This window comes from Bradyrhizobium sp. U87765 SZCCT0048, assembly GCF_018131225.1.
Classification (GTDB): domain Bacteria; phylum Pseudomonadota; class Alphaproteobacteria; order Rhizobiales; family Xanthobacteraceae; genus Bradyrhizobium_A.
Genome location: NZ_JAFCMM010000006.1, coordinates 394,501 through 413,424, shown reverse-complemented (window position 1 = coordinate 413,424; position 18,924 = coordinate 394,501). Strand labels below are relative to the sequence as shown.

Sequence of the window (18,924 nt, the reverse complement as noted above, 5' to 3'; positions counted from 1 at the left end):
GGCGCGATTTCGTGGCTCCGCGACGTTATCGCCGGTTGCACCTGCCGCCAGATCGCCTAGCTTTGACCGTGCCGGGCTCTCTCTCGCAAGTGCGGGTGCAGCGCTCACATGGGCCCATTGAACGAAGAGAATGTCGGCGGTTACTCGGTCACCTACAGTCGCGAAGACACGTATTTCCCGATCTATGTGACGGCCGCGGTCGCCGTGCTGTTCGTCGGCGCTGCGTGGCTGACGCGGGCGTGGTACTGGCTGCCGTTCGCCGCCGCCATCGCCGGCTTCACCTACCACAACCTGCCGATGCTGGAGACCGGGCGGCCGATCATCGGCGCCAACCAGTACGGCATTTTCGTCCAGGCGCTCGGCCTCGTGCGCTGGCGCGCCATCGCCCGCATTGACCTCGTGCCGATCGCCGACCGCGCCATGATCTCCCAGCAGTTGCAGATCACGCTGAGCACGCCGCTCGCCAGCGCGCTGGTCGCCGACTGGCGGCGCCAGCCGCTTTACCGGAAATTGATGCGCCGGCCGTGGCGGCTCGACCGCGACGGCCGGGTGCTGGTCAACGTCGAGCCGCTCGACCAGCCGGCCGAGGAGGTTCACGCCACCTTCCTGCGGATGTGGCGGTTCTACCGCAGCTGACCGACGACGACCGTCCCGGTCGGCGAAATCCCCGCCCCGGGCCATTGCCGTCGGCGGGCGGCCATGATAGGGAGCACGCCATGTTTGCGATGAAAACCAGCAAAACCACCACCAAAACGACCGTTTCGACGGGGCGTTCGCTGGTGCTCGCGCGGTTGTCGCAGCAAGTCTGATCCCAGCCAAAGCCCCAACCGGAGACGGATGGGGCACGCGCGAACCACAGACCCCGTCTCTCTCCGTCCCCCTGACCGAGAGAGAGACCTATGCCGAACTCCCCTGATTCCGCTGCCTCGCCCCGCCGCATGCCGGCTGCCCCCGTCGTCGCCATCGTCGGCGCCACCGGCGCCGTCGGCGTCGAACTGCTGACCTGCCTCGCCGCACGCAACTTCCCGCTCGGCGGCCTGCGCCTGCTCGCCTCCGCCCGCTCCGCCGGCAAGACCCTGCCGTTCCGGGGCGACAACCGCGTCGTCGAGGAGCTGACCGAGACCAGCTTCGCCGGTGTCGACATCGCGCTGTTCTCCGCCGGGAGCGGCATCTCCAGGCAATATGCCCGCACGGCCGTGCGCGCCGGCGCGGTCGTCGTCGACAACTCCTCGGCCTTCCGCATGGAGCCGAAGGTGCCGCTGGTGGTGCCGGAGGTGAACGGCGATGTCATCGCCGCCCACCACGGCGTCATCGCCAACCCGAACTGCGTCGCCGCCATCGCAACCGTGGCGCTGGCGCCGCTGCACCGCGCAGCGCCCATCCGCCGCCTCAACATCGCGACCTATCAGGCGGCGTCCGGCGCCGGCGCCGCGGCGATGGAAGAGCTGCGCGCATCCACCGCCGCCTATCTCAAGGGCGAGGCGTTCACGCCGCGTGTGCTGCCGCACCCCTACGCCTTCAACCTGTTCAGCCACAACGCCGAGGTCGACACCGACAGCGGCTACAATGGCGAGGAGCTGAAGGTCGTGGCCGAGACGCGCCGCATCATGGACACGCCGGAGCTGCCGATCGGAATCACCTGCATCCGCGTGCCGGTGCTGCGCGCCCACGCCATGGCGATCAACGTCACCTTCGACGAGGCGATGACGCCCGCCCGCGCCCGCGAGCTGCTCGCCGCCGCGCCGGGCGTGCGCGTCGTCGACGACCGCGTCGCCAACCACTTCCCGATGCCGTCGGAAGCCTCCGGCCAGGACGACGTCCTCGTCGGCCGCATCCGCCCCGATCTCGGCGATCCCTCCGGCCGCAGCCTCGCGCTGTTCGTGTGCGGCGACCAGCTCCTCAAGGGGGCGGCCCTCAACGCCGTGCAGATCGCCGAGCGGCTGCTGGCACGGTGAGCGTGTCATGCCGGCCGCGGGTGAAGCCTGCGGCCGGCCTATGCCAAGACCATTCGAAACAGATGGCTGCGGGACAGGCGGCGCTCGGCTCTGCTTCCTGTCCTCGCGCGCCCGCCGCGACGCGTTCATTTCACAAAAATCTAGGACGAAAGGCCCGAATAATCAGCTAGCATGGCCACGGGACGTCAGCACAAAGACGAGACCGCGGCATGCCTGTGACAGTCGTGAACCAGCATTTCGAGCCGCCGGAGCGGATCACGGCGGCCAGAATCATGGACACGATCGAGAAGAATCGAGATCGGATCCGTGTGACCGCCAACATGATGGTCACGCTCTCAGGAATCCTGATCTCGTTCTGCTCGACATTCGTGTTTTTTCTCACGAAAGAGCACATACCCGGGCATCTACCGGTCATTGCGTTTACGGCCGGAGCAATTGCATTTCTGTTTGTTGCGACGCTGGGAATTGCCTCAACATACTTGCGGATCGACTATCCAGTGCTGGACGAGCCCAGATTCATTCACGACCTGCTCGACCGCTACCACTCGGAAATGCGCCTGCTCCGCATCTCCACCGCGATCATGATCGCCGGGCTTCTGTGTATCGTGCTGGGCGCCTCGTCATTTGCGATGCGAGCGTAGATCGAACATGGACACGCAGTTCATCGGTCTTCTGGAGTGCCCGTATCGATCGGGCTGGATCGAATTCACCTACGCGGAGGGTGATCGCGTCGGCACATTGAAGCAGAGCATCGAGCAACATTTCGGACAGCTCGACGAAAGTCGCTTCAAGTATTATGGAAAATCGTGGACGATCTTTTGCCAGCAAGTTGACGGCACGTATTGGGCGCTGCGGAACAAGGACCCCATCCCCACGTCACCCCCCAATACAGCGCCGGAGGATATTTCAATAGCGTTGCACGACGGCATTGTGTGGGAGACCAGCTTCGTTGAGGAGTATTGGTGGCTCAATTTCCAGAAAAAGAAGAAGGCCGGCTTTACTTTCGATCCCATCGCCAACTTCGGCATGCATATTGACTTCAAACGCAACTACGAACTCCCTGAGCGGAGAATTCATGCCGTCACATTGCTCGCCCTTGTCGCGCTTGGCGGCGGCTAGGACACCGGCTCATCAACACAGCCCCTCAAGCCTGATCGACGCCAGCCGTTGACCTGACAAGTCGGCCTCAATACCAGATCTGCATCTTCAGACCGCGGGTATCACGCGGCGCTGGTCCCTCGGGACAACTCGCACGCGCGTCGCGGGCGGCGATCGCCATGGCGCAGGCATCGAGCACGTCGTCCGCTTTCGCACCGGTGCCGATCCGAGCATGGTCGAGCCAGTCGTCGAGCGCGGCAAAGCCGGCGCTGAGCAGCAGCGCGCGGCGCAGCGCAAGGCCGTCGGCGTCCTTCTTGCGCGGCAGCGGCGTGTGGCCGTTGAGGCGCCAGAACACCAGTTCGGGATGGGCCTCGATGACGCGGCGCTGGCGCTCTGGCGTAATCGCCGCATCGACCTCCATGATCTTCGGCCCGAGATTCCACAGCTGCGCCGACACCATAGCCTCGCCGCGCGCCTTGAGCACGCGGTTAGCCTCCGCTTGTGAGCCGTGCGCCCACAGCCCGCGGCGCGCGCCACCGAATACGCGTGAGCCATGCGGCCGCAGCAGAATGCGCGCCGCGCGATCACAGGCGCGCTCGCCCGCGTCCGGCAGACCAATGGGCATGTCGATGGCGGCGCGCTCGAAGCCACGCGCCCACAGCGCATCGAGCTGCGGCCAGAAAAACAGGCTCCGGCGGCGCGGCGCGATCTCAACAGCGACCCAGCCGCGGCGGAAACCATCGAGTCCGATGAAGGTGGTCATGCGCCACCATGGAAAGCGGCGCAGCTCGCGTCAACCACGCGCGCGCTGACAGGCCGGCAACAAGCAGGCTGGGGTCGCGCATGTCCATGAAAGCAGTGCGCCGGCAACCCGCCGCTTGGCGCGCGGGGATCAGTCGCTGCCGAGGAATGCGCTGCCGACCGACCACGACGCGGCGCGCTCTGCGATCTCCACGCGGAGCGTCGCGGTTGCGCCGGCGAAACGGCCATCGCCCTCGTATTCGGCGCTGAGCGTGTGCAGCCCGCCGGGCAGCGCCGCGGTGACGAAGCTGGCATGGCCGCTGTGGTCGAGCCGCACCCGCGCCATCAGACCATGATCGCCGTCGCGGAATGTCACCATGCCGGTCGGCGTGCCCGATGGCGTGACCACCGTCGCCGACAGCGTCAGCGGCTCGCCGGGCGACGCCGGATTGGACGACGACGACACTTCGAGGCGCGGCCGCGCCTGAACCTGCTGCACCAGAACCTGCGATGAACTGGGCAGCGCGATGAACGGCATGAAATCGCTGGTGCCGGTGTAATGGGCGCGCACCGGATGCACGCCGGGGACGAGATCGGACACCGTGACCGCCGGCGCACCCACCGGCGCACGGCCAAGCCAGCGCATGGTCGATTCGTCGAAGAAATCGATGAAGCCGCCGGGCACCGCGCCGTGATCGGCCTCGATGCGGGCGGTGAAGGTGATGGCGTCGCCCGACGCCGCGGTCGGCGACGACGAGGTCAACGTGGTCGTGGTGCGCAGCGCCACCACCTCGGTCTGCGCCCGCGCGGCGTGAACCAGGGCGCACAGCAGCACGAGCGCGACGCAGGCGGTCGCGATGGCGGCGGACCAGACATGGAATGCAGGACTGGCAATGCGGGCCGGCCGGGCAGCCCGCGGCAATTCACTGAAGCGCAAGATCGATCACTCCCTTCGGGCACCGGACATCGGCGGCCATCGGATCGTTCGTTCGCGGCATGGTGTCCCGGCCCTGCCAGCGGCCTGGGAATGTTCCACAAGTTCCACGGAAAATCGTCTCAATCCGTGCAACCCACGGCACTTTCGCGCCGGTCTGCACATGCGGTTAAGGCATGCATAACGGCGCGGGAAGACCCGATGATCTGTCGGAGAGGCTGAGGGAAAGGTTCAGCGGCGCAACAGGCTCCGGCCTTTGCTGGCGGCGGCCGCGGGCCGCAACGCCCGCACGCTAGGGCTTGCAGACCTCGCGCATGCGCGGCGCCAGCGTGACGATGCGGGTGTCGACGTCCTGCACGTTGCGCGACTGGTTGGGCCCGCGATCGCAGCGCGCGATCACGCTGCGCAGCTCCGAAAGCGCATCGATGTGGCGGCGATAGGCGGTGCACTGCGCACCATCGGTATCGCCGGCGGCGTTGTCGAGGCCCTTCTGGCTCCGGCGAACGTTCTGGTCCGCGGTCAGCATGTCGTCGCGGCAGCCGCCCGCAGCCACCGGCATCACCTGCCCGAGCATCGCTACGGCCACGGCGGCGAACACGACGAGAGAGGTCTTCATGGCGTGATGATCATCCTCTGCACACGCATTGCCGTCACGATGTCCGCCGGACTGCGGCCAGCACCACCGGCATCTGGGCGGGAATGTGTCGCAGGCTCACCAGCACCTGCACCTCGTCCCCTTCCACCCGCGCTTCGGAACGGCCGTAGCTGTTGCGCCTGACGCCGTTCAATGCGACGCCCTGGCAGGCGACCGGGCCGCCGTCCAGATTGAGCGCGATCGTCAGGTCGAGCGGCGCATCGAGCAGGAAGCGCGCGAGCCGTGCCAGCGAGAAGAACGCATCGGTCGTGGTGCCGACGATGATGCGACCGGCAACATCCTGACCGACAAAGCTGCGCGTCGCAAGCCAGCGCGACGGCTTGGTGACGCGGCTCGTGCCGTTCGACAGCGGCAGCGGATACGACACCATGGCGTCGGTCGCGCCCTGGAAGGCGGCGCGCCAGTCCGTGCCGGCGAGGTCGTACACCCGGGCTGACGACGCCGACGCCACGAAGGCGCCGGCGCGCGCGTCATAGACCTTCGGCCCAAGCAGCGTGCCGCCGCTCAGGAACGGCGTCGCCGGCTCGCTGTGCCGCGAGAAGAAGCTGCCGTTGACCACCAGCGCCGCGCTGGTTTTCGCCAGCCAGTGATCGAGATCGCGCGGTCCGGACACCGCGTTGTGGGCGACGAAGCGAAAGCGTGCGGGATCGATGCGGGCCAGCAGCAGGTGTTCGACCGCCGCACCGTTCATCAGCACCGGCAGGTCGGCGATCTCAAAACCTTCGTCGATGGCCTGCCAGTCGAGGCGACCCGGCGTCGGCGCGGCGTTGCTGGCCAGCGCGACACGCATCGCCGGAGTGAGCAGCGGGCTGGTCGGCGTCACCGCGAGCCAGTAGGCACCATCGTTGCGGACCAGCGGCAGCGGCCCTCTGAGGCCGACGAACACCCACAGGCCGGCGACCGCGGCCAGCACGGCCACCCCACCGAGACTCCTGACCGCGAACCGCATCGCCCCGCCCCTCATGAGTCGGCCACGGCCGGATCATATCTCCGGCCGCGTGACGGGATGGCGATGCAACCATGGCGTCACGCGGGCATCATTTCGGCGATCCCCAGCGGATCGGCAGGCGGATACCGCGGCGATCAGCCGAGGTTCAGCTCCTTGAAGAAGTCATTGCCCTTGTCGTCGATGATGATGAAGGCCGGGAAGTCGACGACCTCGATCCGCCAGATCGCTTCCATGCCGAGCTCGGGATATTCCACCACCTCGACCTTCTTGATGCAGTGCTCGGCGAGGTTCGCCGCCGCGCCGCCGATCGACCCGAGGTAGAAGCCGCCGTGCTTCTTGCAGGCCTCGCGCACCGCGGGGGCACGATTGCCCTTGGCCACCATCACCATGGAGCCGCCGGCGGCCTGGAACTGGTCGACGAAGGAATCCATGCGGCCTGCGGTGGTCGGGCCGAACGCACCGGAGGCATAACCGTCCGGGGTCTTCGCCGGGCCGGCATAGTACACCGGGTGGTTCTTGAAGTACTCCGGCAGGCCCTCGCCCTTGTCCAGGCGCTCGCGCAGCTTGGCATGGGCGGCGTCGCGGGCGACGATCATGGTGCCGGTCAGCGACAGGCGGGTCTTGACCGGATATTGCGACAGCGTGGCGAGCACATCCTTCATCGGCTTGTTGAGGTCGATCTTCACGACCTCGCCGCCGAGCGCGCCCTCGACATCCGGCAGGTACTGCGACGGGTTGTGCTCGAGCTCCTCGAGATAGACGCCGTCCTTCGTGATCTTGCCGACCACCTGACGGTCCGCCGAGCAAGACACGCCGAGGCCGATCGGCAGGCTGGCGCCGTGGCGCGGCAGGCGGATGACGCGCACGTCATGGCAGAAGTACTTGCCGCCGAACTGCGCGCCGACGCCGAGCGACTGCGTCATCTTGAGGATTTCCTGCTCCATCTCGAGATCGCGGAAGGCATGGCCGTCCGCCGACCCCTGCGTCGGCAGCGCGTCGAGATAGCGCGCCGAGGCGAGCTTGACGGTCTTCATGGTCAGCTCGGCCGAGGTGCCGCCGATGACGATGGCGAGGTGATAGGGCGGGCACGCCGCGGTGCCCAGCGTCAGCACCTTCTCTTTCAGGAAGGCCAGCATGCGGTCGCGGGTCAGGATCGATGGCGTCGCCTGGAACAGGAAGCTCTTGTTGGCCGAGCCGCCGCCCTTGGCCATGAACATGAACTTGTAGGCCGAATCTATTTCTGAAGAGCCGCCCTCGGCGTAGATCTCGCACTGCGCGGGCATGTTGTTCTGGGTGTTCTTCTCCTCGAACATCGACAGCGGCGCGACCTGCGAGTAGCGCAGGTTGCGCTTGAGGTAGGCGTCGCGCGCGCCCTCGGCGAGCGCCGCCTCGTCGTCACCCTCGGTGATGACGCGCGAGCCCTTCTTGCCCATGATGATGGCGGTGCCGGTGTCCTGGCACATCGGCAGCACGCCGCCGGCGGCGATGTTGGCGTTCTTGAGGAAGTCGAAGGCGACGAACTTGTCGTTGTCGCTGGCTTCCTTGTCCTCGAGGATGTTGCGCAGCTGCTTGAGATGGCCCGGGCGCAGATAATGGTTGATGTCGACGAAGGCGGCTTCGGACAGCGCCTTGAGCGCCTCGCGCGACACCACCAGCATCTCCTTGCCGAGCACGGTCTCGACACGCACGCCGTCCGAGGAGATCTTCCGGTACGGGGTCTCGTCCTTGCCCAGCGGAAACAGCGGGGTGTGCTTGTAGGGCGGCACGGCGGGGACCTTGGCGGGGGCGTTCATGGTCGGCTCTCTCTGGCTGGCTTGCGACAGGCTGGCAGTCTTGAGAGGGTTGATAGACCACCACATCGGGCGGGTGCAACAGCGGCGCCGACCCGCCGCGGCGCCCTGCCCATCCACTTTCGCGGGAGCGCGGAATGGCGATTTTCGTATTGATCCCAGGGGGTTGGCACGGCGGCTGGGCGTTCGCAGGCTTCGCCGCGACGCTGCGCCGGCATGGCCATGACGTCTACACCCCGACGCTCAGCGGCCTCGACGAGGGCAGCCGCCAGTCGCCCGGCGGGATCAACCTCGAGACGCATATCAGCGACGTCCAGGAACTGCTGACGGTCGAGGACCTCTACGAGGTGGTGCTGTGCGCCCACAGCTATGGCGGCATGGTCGCGACCGGGGTCGCCGACCGGGCGTGCGAGCGCATCGCCGCCCTGGTCTATCTCGACGCCTTCGTGCCGGAGGACGGCCAGTCGTGGTGGGACCTCGCAGGCGACGGCTATCGCCGGCTGGCGCTCGACCGCTCGCGGCGCGACGGCATCGGCGTGACGCCGCCCGACGGTCTCGACCGCCGCTGCGCGCCCCACCCGATCGCCGCGTTCCTGCAGGAGATCTGGCTGTCCGGGCGCGAGCAGTCGGTTCCACGACGGCTGTTCGTCTACGCCAGCGACTGGGAAGCGACGCCGTTCACCGAGCAATACGAGCGCTTCAGGGACGATCCGGCGTGGGAGGTGCACAGCATCGCCTGCGGCCACGACATCGTCCGCCACGCCCCCGACGAGATCCTGGCCATCCTGCAGCGCCTCGCCGCGGCGCTGTAGCGAAGGCCAAGGTTCACGCCGCCCATGTGGACCACGAAAAAGCGCTGCCGGGCGCCGGCGTTCGTGCTTTAATGCGGCGCAAGGGGCTGTGATGATGACGGTGACTTTTCGACGGCTTCGCGCGGCGATCGCCGCTGCGGCGCTGACCATGACGATCTGCGGACTGCCGCTGGCGGCGGCGACCACCGCGCATGCGGATGCCTGCGACGACCTCGCCAAACAGCTCACCGGCCAGATCGACGGCCTCGTCGTCGGCGCCACCAGTGCCAACGCCATCGCACTGAAGCATCCGGCGGTCAGCCGCGCCTCGCTCGGCTGCCGCAGCCGCAACGTCACCAACGAGGTGTTCGCGGCCACCGCGAGCCGCAAGCCATCGGACGCTTTCTACGGCTTCACCTCCCAGGCCGCCGCACTGGTGTTCACCATTCCGCGCGACGACGTGCGCAAGGGCATCGCCCGCTGCATCGGCCGCATCGGCCTGTTGCGCGGCGACACCATCGCCACGCGCTACCGCCGCCTCGACATCCGCTGCACCGGCAGCAAGGCCGGCACCACCGTCAGCGTGTCGCGGGAACTCGACAGCTGACGGGGCGCCCTGCCGATTAGCCCAACCGGAGTTTTCCGATGGTCGCCGTATTCGTCGATGCCAACGAATCGCTGGCGCTGGAGTTCGAGCGCCAGTTCCGCGACGACGATCCCTCGGTGCGGATCAACCGTGACGCCGACGTCAAGCCGCAGGCGCTGCCTGCGGTGCTGGCCGACGCGCGCATCGCCATCATCGACCACACGTATCTGCCGACCGACATCGCCCGGCAGTGCAAGACGCTGCAGCATGTCGTGTTTCTCGGCACCGGCGCGCGCAGCTACATGAATCCGGAAGAGCTGGCCGCGCTCGGCATCTCCGTGCATATCATCAAGGGCTATGGCGACACGGCGGTGGCCGAATGCGCCATCGCGCTAATGTGGGCGGCCGCGCGCAGCCTTGCGCTGATGGACCGCGCCATGCGCGCCGGCAACTGGCTGCGCGAAGACGGCATGCAACTTACCGGCAAGACGCTGGGACTGATCGGCTTCGGCGGCATCGGCGCCGAGGTGGCGCGCATCGCCGCGGGCAGCGGCATGAAGGTGCTGGCCTGGAACCGGACGCCGAAGACCGTGCGCGGCGTCACCTTCGTGCCGCTGGAACGGCTGCTCGCCGACAGCCATGTGGTGTCGATGCACCTGCTGCTCGGCGACGAGACCCGCGGCTTCCTGTCCCGCGAACGCATCGCCGCGATGCGGCCGGGTGCGATCCTCATCAACACCGCGCGCGGCGCGCTGGTGGACGAAGCCGCGATGATCGATGCGCTGCGGAGCGGCCACCTGCGCCATGCCGGGCTCGATGTGTTCGATATCGAACCTCTGCCCGCCGGCCATCCGCTGACGCAACTGCCCAACGTCACGCTGTCGGCGCATTCGGCGTTTCGTACCCCGGAGGCCGGCGAAAACCTCGTGCATGCGGCGCTGGAGCATTGCCGGCGGATTGTGAAGGGCTAGAACCTCACGACTTAAAATTCCTAAGCTTGGAGGGCGCCGACATCTACATGCTGGCCAAGAACTGCCGGAACAGCGTCGAGATGATCGAGAAGTACTATGCCGCCCACCTGAAGGACGTGTTGGACGCCAGCGCCATCAACGCCAGGAAGAAGAAGCCGCCAAAGAAGGAAGTGGCGGAAATCCGCCGAGGCGAGCTGAAAAACCTGCGCTAAGCCGCTCAAAGCGCGTGCGGAATCGACTGTATTCTCTTTGCCGAAAGGGCATTTGCGCCGTATAGATAGACCGATGCGGGCTTGGCGGAACTGGTAGACGCATCGGACTTAAACCATTGAGTGCCCTGGGGGAAACCCCAGGTGCAGAACTGCTCAAAATCGGGGAAGCCTTCACTGGCAATCCCGAGCCAAGCCCCCGCCAGGGGGAAGGCTAGACGGGCAGCACCTACAGCGGACATCGCCAGGTTAAGGATAGTCCAGACCACGAACGCCGGACGGGCGGCGGCGAAAGCCGAAGTGGTAAGAAAATCCGTGGGGCCGCAAGGCCTGTGCCGGTTCGAGTCCGGCCGCCCGCACCACACTCGTTCACCAAACCCTCGGTGCGCGAATTCGTAGCGGTTGCCAGAATCTGCAACCTGAAGGTAGACTCGCGGAGTGAGCAGCAAAGTACGTCCCATGGCCAGCGCAGACCAATTGAAGGCGCTTTTGAAAGCATACGCCGAGGGCGATGCCGGTCAGTTTCATTCGATCGCCATGCAGATCGCTGCTGGAGAAGCGCGAAGCGGACACGGCAAGCTGGCGGAAGAGCTGCGCGATCTTATCGACAAATCCCGCGCAAGAGTGCCCTCTCCGGGCCCTTCGCCCATTCCTCTTGCACGCCCCCGTGGCGAGATAGCCGACCTCCTAACGGTCACTTATCCGCACACGCGTCTGCACGACCTTGTACTAAGCCCTAAAACCAAAACCATTCTGGAAAGAGTCGTTCGCGAACATAAGACAATTCGCGATATCCGCGCGCATGGCTTAGCTCCTCGTAAGAAGCTCCTGCTCGTCGGCCCCCCAGGCACTGGAAAGACCTTAACCGCGTCAGCTATTGCAGGTGAATTGTCGCTGCCTCTCTTCGTGGTTCGTCTTGATCGGCTTATCACACGTTATATGGGCGAGACCGGCGCTAAGCTGCGATTGATTTTCGATGCCATCGCGCAAACCCGCGCCGTCTACCTGTTTGACGAATTCGATAGCATTGGTTCCGAACGTGGCCTGAGTAATGACGTTGGCGAAATCCGCCGAGTCGTGAACAGCTTTTTGCAAATGGTCGAGCAAGATGAGTCAGACAGCCTCATCATTGCCGCGACCAATCATCCAACTATTTTGGACAGAGCTCTTTTCAGACGGTTCGACGATATCGTCGAGTATTCGCTGCCCAATGAGAAAGAGATCATTGAAGCCCTCAAGTTCAAATTTACATCAAGAAGGATTGCAGATGCCGTGAAATGGGACACGTTGGCCAAAAGGGCCAGGGGGCTGAGCTACGCGGACGTTACACGCGCCGCTAGCGACGCCATCAAGCACGCGCTGATTGAACGTCGGGAGTTGACCAGCAAGGATCTGACTGCCGCGATTTTAGAGCGCAAAAGTGTCCTGGCGCACAGGAAGCCAGTCAAATAACTCACATCCATTTTTGAATGCCTCGCTATCCGCACCTATTAGTGGACGCTCCTGCGGAAACTGCCCGCTACACGGCGACCCGTGGGCATTCTCCTAAGTTCAGCCTGCCCGATCGCGTGCGGCCCACGCATGCGGCGCATTTGCGTGGCGCCCTTGATGCCGCACTCGCACAACGGGGTCAATTTCCCGTTCAGGCGGGAAACGGATTCTACGAGTCACCGGGCATCATCCTGTCTTTTGAAAGCGACTCCAACTTTCCCCTCGCTTTTGAAAGCCTTGAGCTACGCAAGAGCGGCATTGAGCTGCTTTCGGTCATAACCGATGCGCAGAACCGAACGGTTGCGACCGTTATCGTACCCGACAACAAGATCACGCGCTTCGTATCGGTTTTGGAAGCCTACCGGAATGCAGTCCCCGGAAAGCGGGACAACAAGAAGCTCGTTGAAAGTATCGCCAACATCAAGTTGGCCACGTTGCGCGAATTGTGGACCGATGATCCGGCGCTGTTTCCGGCCGCCAATTCTGACTTCGTGTGGGAAGTCTGGCTACGGGCAACGCAGGAAGGCGCCCAAGACCCACTCACCCGCTTACAGGAAGCCGCCGAAGACTTTGGCTATCAAATCATCTCGAATGAGTTGAGATTTGTTGACCGGACCATCGTTCTCGTCCGCGGCACCCCCGAACAACTGTCGCGCAGTGCCGATGTACTCGGGGTCACAGCCGAAGTCCGGAAAGCCAAAGCTACTGCAGATCTTTACTCGACTCGCGACGCCGAAGAACAGACACTTGAAATCGAAGACACACTCGCCGGACTCACACCGCCGCCGACCAACTCGCCGGTAGTCGGCTTGCTCGACACTGGCGTGAACCGTGGTCACCCTCTCCTGGCACAAATCATTAGCGATGCGGATACGCAGACGCTCAAGCAGGCGTGGGGCGCTCACGACGGAAATCAAGGCGGCCATGGCACTCAGATGGCCGGGCTCGCGCTATACGGAGACCTCACGGCAGTTTTGGACGGCGATGGGCCGATCGAACTCACGCACGGCCTCCAATCATTGAAGCTTATCCATCCAACCGATCATCACGACCCCGACCTCTACGGAGCCGTGACCATCGAGGGCGTATCCCGCCTTGAAGTCGACGCTACTCGTCGGAAGGTCTACTGTATGGCCATCACCACGACCGACGGCCTCGACCGCGGACGACCGTCCTCCTGGTCGGCTGCGATCGACAACCTGGCTTTTGGGGCGATCAACGACACCCCCCGAATGATCCTGATCTCGGCAGGCAATACCGGACTGGACGACAGGGCGGACTACCCCGCCTCCAACGAAACTTCCTCTGTGCACGATCCGGCGCAGGCCTGGAATGCCTTGACGGTCGGCGGATACACCAATCGCGCGTTCATCGACGTTGAAAGGAGCCCAGGCTGGACGGCCTTGGCAGCCCAAGGTGACTTGGCGCCAAGTAGCACAACGTCAGTTACTTGGCCGCGCTCCAACAAGACGCCGCTGAAGCCAGACATCGTAATGGAGGCAGGAAACATGGGAGCGCCACCAGATGGCACAGATCCCGACTTCCTTCCCGAGTTGCAGTTGCTGACAACCAATTCCGTGTTTGAGGCAGGTCGACCACCTCTCGCCGAATTTAGAGACACCAGCGCTGCGACGGCTCTTGCCGCTAATCTGGCTTGCAGATTCGCGGCCCGCTACCCGGACTATCGCCCCGAAACCATCAGGGCATTCATGGTCCACAGCGCGCGTTGGACGGACGCTATGCGTGAGCGAGCGAAGTACGAGGACGGTTCGATGGACACCACCCGACTACTGCGTACTTTTGGTTACGGTGTGCCAGATCCAGAAACGCTGTTTTATAGCGCACAGAACAATCTGACTTTGGTAGCTGAGGACACTATTCAGCCTTTCTTCCTCGACGAGGAAGACAGCTCGATTAAGAGCAGTGATATTAAATATCACCACTTGCCCTGGCCGCGAGAGGCGTTGGAGGCACTCCCGCTCGACACCCCCATAGAGATGCGTGTCACGCTGTCCTACTTCATTGAGCCCAGCCCAGGCGAGCGCGGCTGGGACCGGAAATACGGATACCCATCACACGGGCTCCGTTTCAAGGTCATCAGACCGACTGAAACGCTTGAACAGTTCAAGCTACGCATCAACACCTACGACCGTGACGAGGACTACGACGAAGACCACGCGGGTGAGACCGGCTATTGGGAGTTAGGCACCGGCAAGCCAACCAATGGCTCTATCCATTCCAACACCTGGCACGGGAGCGCAGCGGAGCTGGCCCGTCGCGGATATATTGCCATCCACCCGACGCTGGGTTGGTGGCGGACTCGAAAAAAGGAAGAACGCTACGGTCGCTCGGTGCGGTACTCTCTGGTCGTCTCAATCTATACGCCACGCCAAGAGATCGACATCTACACGCCTGTTGCTGTGCAGGTGGGCATCGACGTTCCGATCGAAATTTAGGGGGTAGTGGCCGCCCCGGTGTCGAGCACGAGCGAGCACCGTCGAGCATGCGCGGCTACTATGTCGAGCATCTGAGAAATACCTTCACGCTTCCCGTCTCGCTGAAGGCCGCTCTCTAATCGCTGGCGTGCGTCATAGTCCCGCCTGATGAGGAGTCGCAACGTTGCCGCCGATCAAATTGGCTCGGCAGTATCTGCGATTTGCATAACGGTTTCTGGTATCTCTAACGGAAGGTAACCAGCCTTGGAGATGCGCTGCGGAGCCACGAGAGGCACCACGTGCTTGAAGTCCCATTGACGTGATCCGCGCGTTCGACCGATGTGATCCGTCACCCTGAGGTGGTCCCGCGGAGCGGGACCCTCGAAGGGCGACGGCCCGCGCGGTCGCTCAGCGGTTGTCCATCCTTCGAGGCTCGCTTCGCTCGCACCTCAGGATGACGGGGAGAGACATCGGAATGGCGGCGAGAAGCATCGGGACGACGTGAAGACCTTGCAGCGCCGAGATGCTTCCGCCGAAAGGCGCGGCGGCCATTAACACCAACCGAACATCCCGAACTTATTCCCGTCACTCTGAGGCGGCCGCGCCTCTCGCGGCCCTCGAAGGGCGACGGCCCCCACGCCGACGACATGCACCATCGTCGCCGGCACGTTCCGTCCGGCCAACGCATCGGCCGTCCATCCTTCGAGGCTCGCTGACGCTCGCACCTCAGGATGACGGGGAGAGACATCGGAATGGCGGCGAGAGGCATCGGGACGACGTGAAGGCCTTGCATCGCCGAGATGCTTCCGCCGAAAGGCGCGGCGGCCATTAACACCAGCCGAACATCCCGAACTTATTCCCGTCACCCTGAGGCGGCCGCGCCTCGCGCGGCCCTCGAAGGGCGACGGCCCCCACGCCGACGACATGCACCATCGTCGCCGGCACGTTCCGTCCGGCCAACGCATCGGCCGTCCATCCTTCGAGGCTCGCTGACGCTCGCACCTCAGGATGACGGGGAGAGGCATCGGAATGGCGGAGAGAGGCATCGGGACGACGTAAAGGCCTTGCATCACCGAGATGCCTCCGCTGAAGGGCGCGGTTGCCATCGACACCAGCCGAACATCCCGAGCCTATTCCCGTCACCCTGAGGCGGCCGCGCACCGCGCGGCCCTCGAAGGGCGACGGCCCCCGGGGCATCGGCCATCAGGCTCTTTATGCGCCGCCTATGCCGCGGCCATCGCGCCCGTCTCGCATCCCTATGCGTCCCCGGCGTAGTCTTGGCAGGTCGAGGAGATGCATCATGGTCCCACACGCCGTGTTCGTCGTCGGGTCTGCCTTGCGGCAGGCGCTCGGTGCCGCCGCCCAGGCGCTCACCACATTCGTCACCGGCCGCAAACCGGGCACCTACGATCCATCGCGCCACTACATGCGCGGCCCCGGGCCGAAATGGATCGCCAAGCACGGCGCTGCTCCGCACGCGGGCCGTCGACGCGCGGCCTGACCACGGACCAGCGGGCCGGCCGATTGCAAGCCATCGCGGCTTTGGACAAGATGGCGCGCGCCCGCAGCCGCGGGCCGCCGTCTCGATCCAGGAACCGCCCGTGCCCGTGTCCCGCCGTTCGTTCGTCCGCCTGCCCGCCCTCGCGTTCGCCGCCTCCATGCCCCTGACGGCCCGCGCCGACGACTATCCGTCGCGCCCGGTGCGCATCATCGTGCCGTTCGCGTCGGGCGGCGGCACCGACCTGATCACGCGCACACTGGCCGATCTCATCGGCACCCAGTGGAAGGCGACCGTCGTGATCGAGAACAAACCCGGCGGCGGCACCACCATCGGCAGCCAGGCCGCGGCAGCGGCCGCCGCCGACGGCTACACTCTGCTCGCGGCTTCCAACAGTTTTCTTATTTCGCCGCTGCTGCTGCCGACAAAGCCTTATGTGTGGGACCGCGACTTCACCGGCGTGTCGCTGTTCGCGCTCAGTCCGCACATTCTCGTGGTCAACCCCAAGGTGCCGGCGAAGACGCTGCCCGAGTTCGTCGCCTGGGCGAAGGCCCAGGGCGGCAGTGCCACCTTCGCCTCGTTCGGCTCGGGGTCGTCCAACCATCTCGGCTTCGAAGTGCTCAAGCGCAAGCTCGGCATCGACATCGTCCATGTGCCCTACAAGGGCAGCGCCCCGGCGATGAACGATCTCGTCGCCGGCCATGTCAACGCCATGCTCGGCGACCTGCAGAACGTCTCCGAGCAGCTCAGGGGCGGCACGCTGCGGCCGATCGCGGTGGCCAACGAAAAACGGATTCCGCTGCTGCCCGACCTGCCGACCATCGACGAGCTCGGCGTCAAGGGTTTCACGTCGAAGTCGTGGTTCGGCGTGCTGGCGCGCAAGGCCACGCCGCCGGCGATCGTCGCCAAATGGAGCGCGGCGTTCGCCGACGCACTGAAGCAGCCGGCGGTGAAGGAGCGCCTTGCTTCGCTCGGCGTCGACCTCGTCGGCGCGACGCCCGAGGGCATGCAGGCTTTTCTCGTCGAGGAAGCGAAACGCGCCGAGGACGCGGTGAAGCTGTCCGGCGCGACGATGGAGTGAGCCAACACGCTTCCGCATTTTCTGTGTCATCACCGGGCCGGCGCGTAGCCCCGAGACAACCCAGGTCGGATGTTTCCGACCTGGGTCTCGTCACATCGCGCGCAAGCTGGATTGCCGGGTCAAGCCCGGCAACGACGCATCCTGTGACCAACCGCCTCGTTCTCCACGGCCCTCGTCGACCATTCGGACTGCAGGTCCTGCGATCGCCCGCGAGCGCCCGACCGATGCCCGGGGCCCACAGCCGCATGCGGTCCGGCCATCTTGCCCTGCCCGCCCCGCGCCGCGATACTGCCGCTCCAACCCAAGACCGAGACCACACTGAGATGCGGGGACGACATGGCTGAACTCTGGCAACTGACGGCGACCGAACTGGCGGCGGAGATCCGCGGCCGCAAGGTCTCGGCGCGCGAGGCGACGGTGGCGACGCTGGCGCGGCTCGATGCCGTCAATCCCGCGATCAACGCCGTGATCGAGCATCGCCCGGAGGAAGCCCTCGCCCGCGCCGACGCCATCGATGCGACGCTCAAGCGCGGCGAGGACGCCGGCGCCATGGCCGGCGTGCCCGTCACCATCAAGGTCAACGTCGACCAGGCCGGCTACGCCACCACCAACGGGCTGAAGCAGCAGCGCGATCTCGTCGCCAAGGCCAGCAGCCCGGTGGTCGACAACCTCGTCAAGGCCGGCGCCGTATTGATCGGCCGCACCAACACGCCGGCGTTCTCGCTGCGCTGGTTCACCTCCAACCAGATCCATGGCGAGACAAAGAACCCGCGCGACCCATCGCTGACCCCGGGTGGCTCGTCGGGCGGCGCGGCCGCAGCCGTCGCCGCCGGCATCGGCGCGATCGGCCACGGCTCGGATATCGCCGGCTCGATCCGCTATCCCGCCTATGCCTGTGGCGTGCATGGCCTGCGGCCGACGCTCGGCCGCATCCCGGCGTTCAACGCCACGGCACCCGAGCGCTCGATCGGCGGCCAGCTCGGCGCGGTGTCGGGCCCGCTGGCGCGCTCCATTGCCGACATCCGCCTGTCGCTGGCCGCGATGGCGGCGCGCGATCCGCGCGATCCGTGGTGGGTGCCCGCGCCGCTCGAAGGCCCGCCGGTCGAGAAGCGCGCCGCGCTGACGCCCGCGCCGGATGGCCTCGAGGTCGCCCCCGAGGTCCGGGCTGCCGTGCTGGATGCCGGCAGACGCCTCGCCGACGCCGGCTGGATCGTCGAGGAGCTGCCGGCGACGCCGCCGCTGGCGGAAGCCGCCGACCTGCAGACGCTGCTGTGGCTCGCCGACGGCTATGACGGCATGGTCGCCGCCGCCGAGCGCGAGGGCGATCCCGCCGCCATCCATGTGCTGCGCAACCACCGCGACAACGCCCGCAAGCTCGACTTCGCCAGCTTCTCAAAGCTGCTGAGCCGCCGCGCGACGCTGCTGCGCGACTGGCTGCTGCTGCTCGAGCGCTATCCGGTGATCGTCATGCCGGTGTCGGCGGAGCTGCCGTTCGCCAACCATCTCGATACGCGGGACGATGCCACCTTCGCGCGGGTGTGGCGGGCGCAGATGACGCAGATCGGCCTGCCGCTGCTCGGCCTGCCGGGCCTTGCGGTCTCGACCGGCCTCGTCGGGCGTACGCCGGTCGGCGTGCAGATCGTCGCCGGCCGCTACCGCGAGGACCTCTGCCTCGCCGCCGGCGAAGCCATCGAGGCCGGCGGCACGCCGCCGTCGCCGATCGATCCGGTGACGGCGTAA

18 protein-coding genes are annotated in these 18,924 nt (G+C 65.6%); 13 read left to right on the top strand and 5 right to left on the bottom strand.

Annotated features, from left to right (window positions below):
• Nucleotides 1-108: 108 nt before the first annotated feature.
• The 4 genes from JQ639_RS32075 to JQ639_RS32060 all read left to right on the top strand — a co-directional run bounded on the left by JQ639_RS32075 (nucleotide 109) and on the right by JQ639_RS32060 (nucleotide 3,074).
• Complete coding sequence (locus tag JQ639_RS32075; RefSeq protein WP_211964037.1) at nucleotides 109-636, top strand: hypothetical protein; 528 nt, start codon at nucleotides 109-111, stop codon at nucleotides 634-636.
• Between the two features lie 263 nt (nucleotides 637-899).
• The gene (locus JQ639_RS32070) at nucleotides 900-1,955 is read left to right on the top strand and encodes an aspartate-semialdehyde dehydrogenase (protein WP_249122875.1); all 1,056 of its coding nucleotides are present in this window, start codon (nucleotides 900-902) and stop codon (nucleotides 1,953-1,955) included.
• Between the two features lie 209 nt (nucleotides 1,956-2,164).
• Nucleotides 2,165-2,596: a hypothetical protein gene (locus tag JQ639_RS32065; protein WP_211964036.1), complete on the top strand. Its 432-nt coding sequence runs from the start codon at nucleotides 2,165-2,167 to the stop codon at nucleotides 2,594-2,596.
• A gap of 7 nt (nucleotides 2,597-2,603) precedes the next feature.
• Nucleotides 2,604-3,074 (top strand): hypothetical protein, encoded by a 471-nt coding sequence (locus tag JQ639_RS32060; RefSeq protein WP_211964035.1) that lies wholly within the window; start codon nucleotides 2,604-2,606, stop codon nucleotides 3,072-3,074.
• A gap of 67 nt (nucleotides 3,075-3,141) precedes the next feature.
• Here JQ639_RS32060 and JQ639_RS32055 read toward each other — a convergent pair whose 3' ends face one another.
• From JQ639_RS32055 to JQ639_RS32035, 5 genes are all read right to left on the bottom strand, one after another.
• Nucleotides 3,142-3,816 carry a DUF429 domain-containing protein gene (locus tag JQ639_RS32055; RefSeq protein ID WP_211964034.1) on the bottom strand — a complete coding sequence of 225 codons (675 nt, stop codon included), beginning with the start codon at nucleotides 3,814-3,816 and terminating at the stop codon, nucleotides 3,142-3,144.
• Nucleotides 3,817-3,945: 129 nt separating this feature from the next.
• A complete protein-coding gene (locus JQ639_RS32050; RefSeq protein WP_211964033.1) occupies nucleotides 3,946-4,731 on the bottom strand; it encodes an Ig-like domain-containing protein in 786 nt (261 codons plus the stop codon).
• A gap of 289 nt (nucleotides 4,732-5,020) precedes the next feature.
• Nucleotides 5,021-5,344: a hypothetical protein gene (locus tag JQ639_RS32045; RefSeq protein ID WP_211964031.1), complete on the bottom strand. Its 324-nt coding sequence runs from the start codon at nucleotides 5,342-5,344 to the stop codon at nucleotides 5,021-5,023.
• Between the two features lie 34 nt (nucleotides 5,345-5,378).
• Nucleotides 5,379-6,302 (bottom strand): phosphodiester glycosidase family protein, encoded by a 924-nt coding sequence (locus JQ639_RS32040; protein ID WP_211964029.1) that lies wholly within the window; start codon nucleotides 6,300-6,302, stop codon nucleotides 5,379-5,381.
• A gap of 164 nt (nucleotides 6,303-6,466) precedes the next feature.
• Nucleotides 6,467-8,125 carry a fumarate hydratase gene (locus JQ639_RS32035; protein WP_211964027.1) on the bottom strand — a complete coding sequence of 553 codons (1,659 nt, stop codon included), beginning with the start codon at nucleotides 8,123-8,125 and terminating at the stop codon, nucleotides 6,467-6,469.
• Nucleotides 8,126-8,259: 134 nt separating this feature from the next.
• On the opposite strand from JQ639_RS32035, the gene JQ639_RS32030 reads away from it, so the two are divergent.
• The 9 genes from JQ639_RS32030 (at nucleotide 8,260) to JQ639_RS31990 (ending at nucleotide 18,924) form a co-directional block, all read left to right on the top strand.
• A complete protein-coding gene (locus tag JQ639_RS32030; RefSeq protein ID WP_211964025.1) occupies nucleotides 8,260-8,934 on the top strand; it encodes an alpha/beta fold hydrolase in 675 nt (224 codons plus the stop codon).
• A 94-nt stretch (nucleotides 8,935-9,028) separates the two neighbouring features.
• On the top strand, nucleotides 9,029-9,520 hold the full coding sequence (locus JQ639_RS32025) for a hypothetical protein (RefSeq protein ID WP_211964023.1): 492 nt from the start codon (nucleotides 9,029-9,031) through the stop codon (nucleotides 9,518-9,520).
• A 38-nt stretch (nucleotides 9,521-9,558) separates the two neighbouring features.
• Nucleotides 9,559-10,470, top strand: coding sequence for an NAD(P)-dependent oxidoreductase (locus tag JQ639_RS32020; protein WP_211964021.1), 912 nt, complete (start codon nucleotides 9,559-9,561; stop codon nucleotides 10,468-10,470).
• 47 nt (nucleotides 10,471-10,517) lie between these two features.
• Nucleotides 10,518-10,682 (top strand): hypothetical protein, encoded by a 165-nt coding sequence (locus JQ639_RS32015; protein ID WP_249122874.1) that lies wholly within the window; start codon nucleotides 10,518-10,520, stop codon nucleotides 10,680-10,682.
• A gap of 456 nt (nucleotides 10,683-11,138) precedes the next feature.
• On the top strand, nucleotides 11,139-12,131 hold the full coding sequence (locus tag JQ639_RS32010; RefSeq protein WP_211964019.1) for an AAA family ATPase: 993 nt from the start codon (nucleotides 11,139-11,141) through the stop codon (nucleotides 12,129-12,131).
• A gap of 17 nt (nucleotides 12,132-12,148) precedes the next feature.
• Entirely contained in the window at nucleotides 12,149-14,626 is a 2,478-nt protein-coding gene (locus tag JQ639_RS32005) for a S8 family peptidase (RefSeq protein WP_211964017.1), read from the top strand.
• A gap of 1,279 nt (nucleotides 14,627-15,905) precedes the next feature.
• The gene (locus JQ639_RS32000) at nucleotides 15,906-16,106 is read left to right on the top strand and encodes a hypothetical protein (protein WP_211964015.1); all 201 of its coding nucleotides are present in this window, start codon (nucleotides 15,906-15,908) and stop codon (nucleotides 16,104-16,106) included.
• Between the two features lie 100 nt (nucleotides 16,107-16,206).
• Nucleotides 16,207-17,184: a Bug family tripartite tricarboxylate transporter substrate binding protein gene (locus JQ639_RS31995; RefSeq protein WP_211964014.1), complete on the top strand. Its 978-nt coding sequence runs from the start codon at nucleotides 16,207-16,209 to the stop codon at nucleotides 17,182-17,184.
• A 336-nt stretch (nucleotides 17,185-17,520) separates the two neighbouring features.
• Entirely contained in the window at nucleotides 17,521-18,924 is a 1,404-nt protein-coding gene (locus tag JQ639_RS31990; RefSeq protein ID WP_211964010.1) for an amidase family protein, read from the top strand.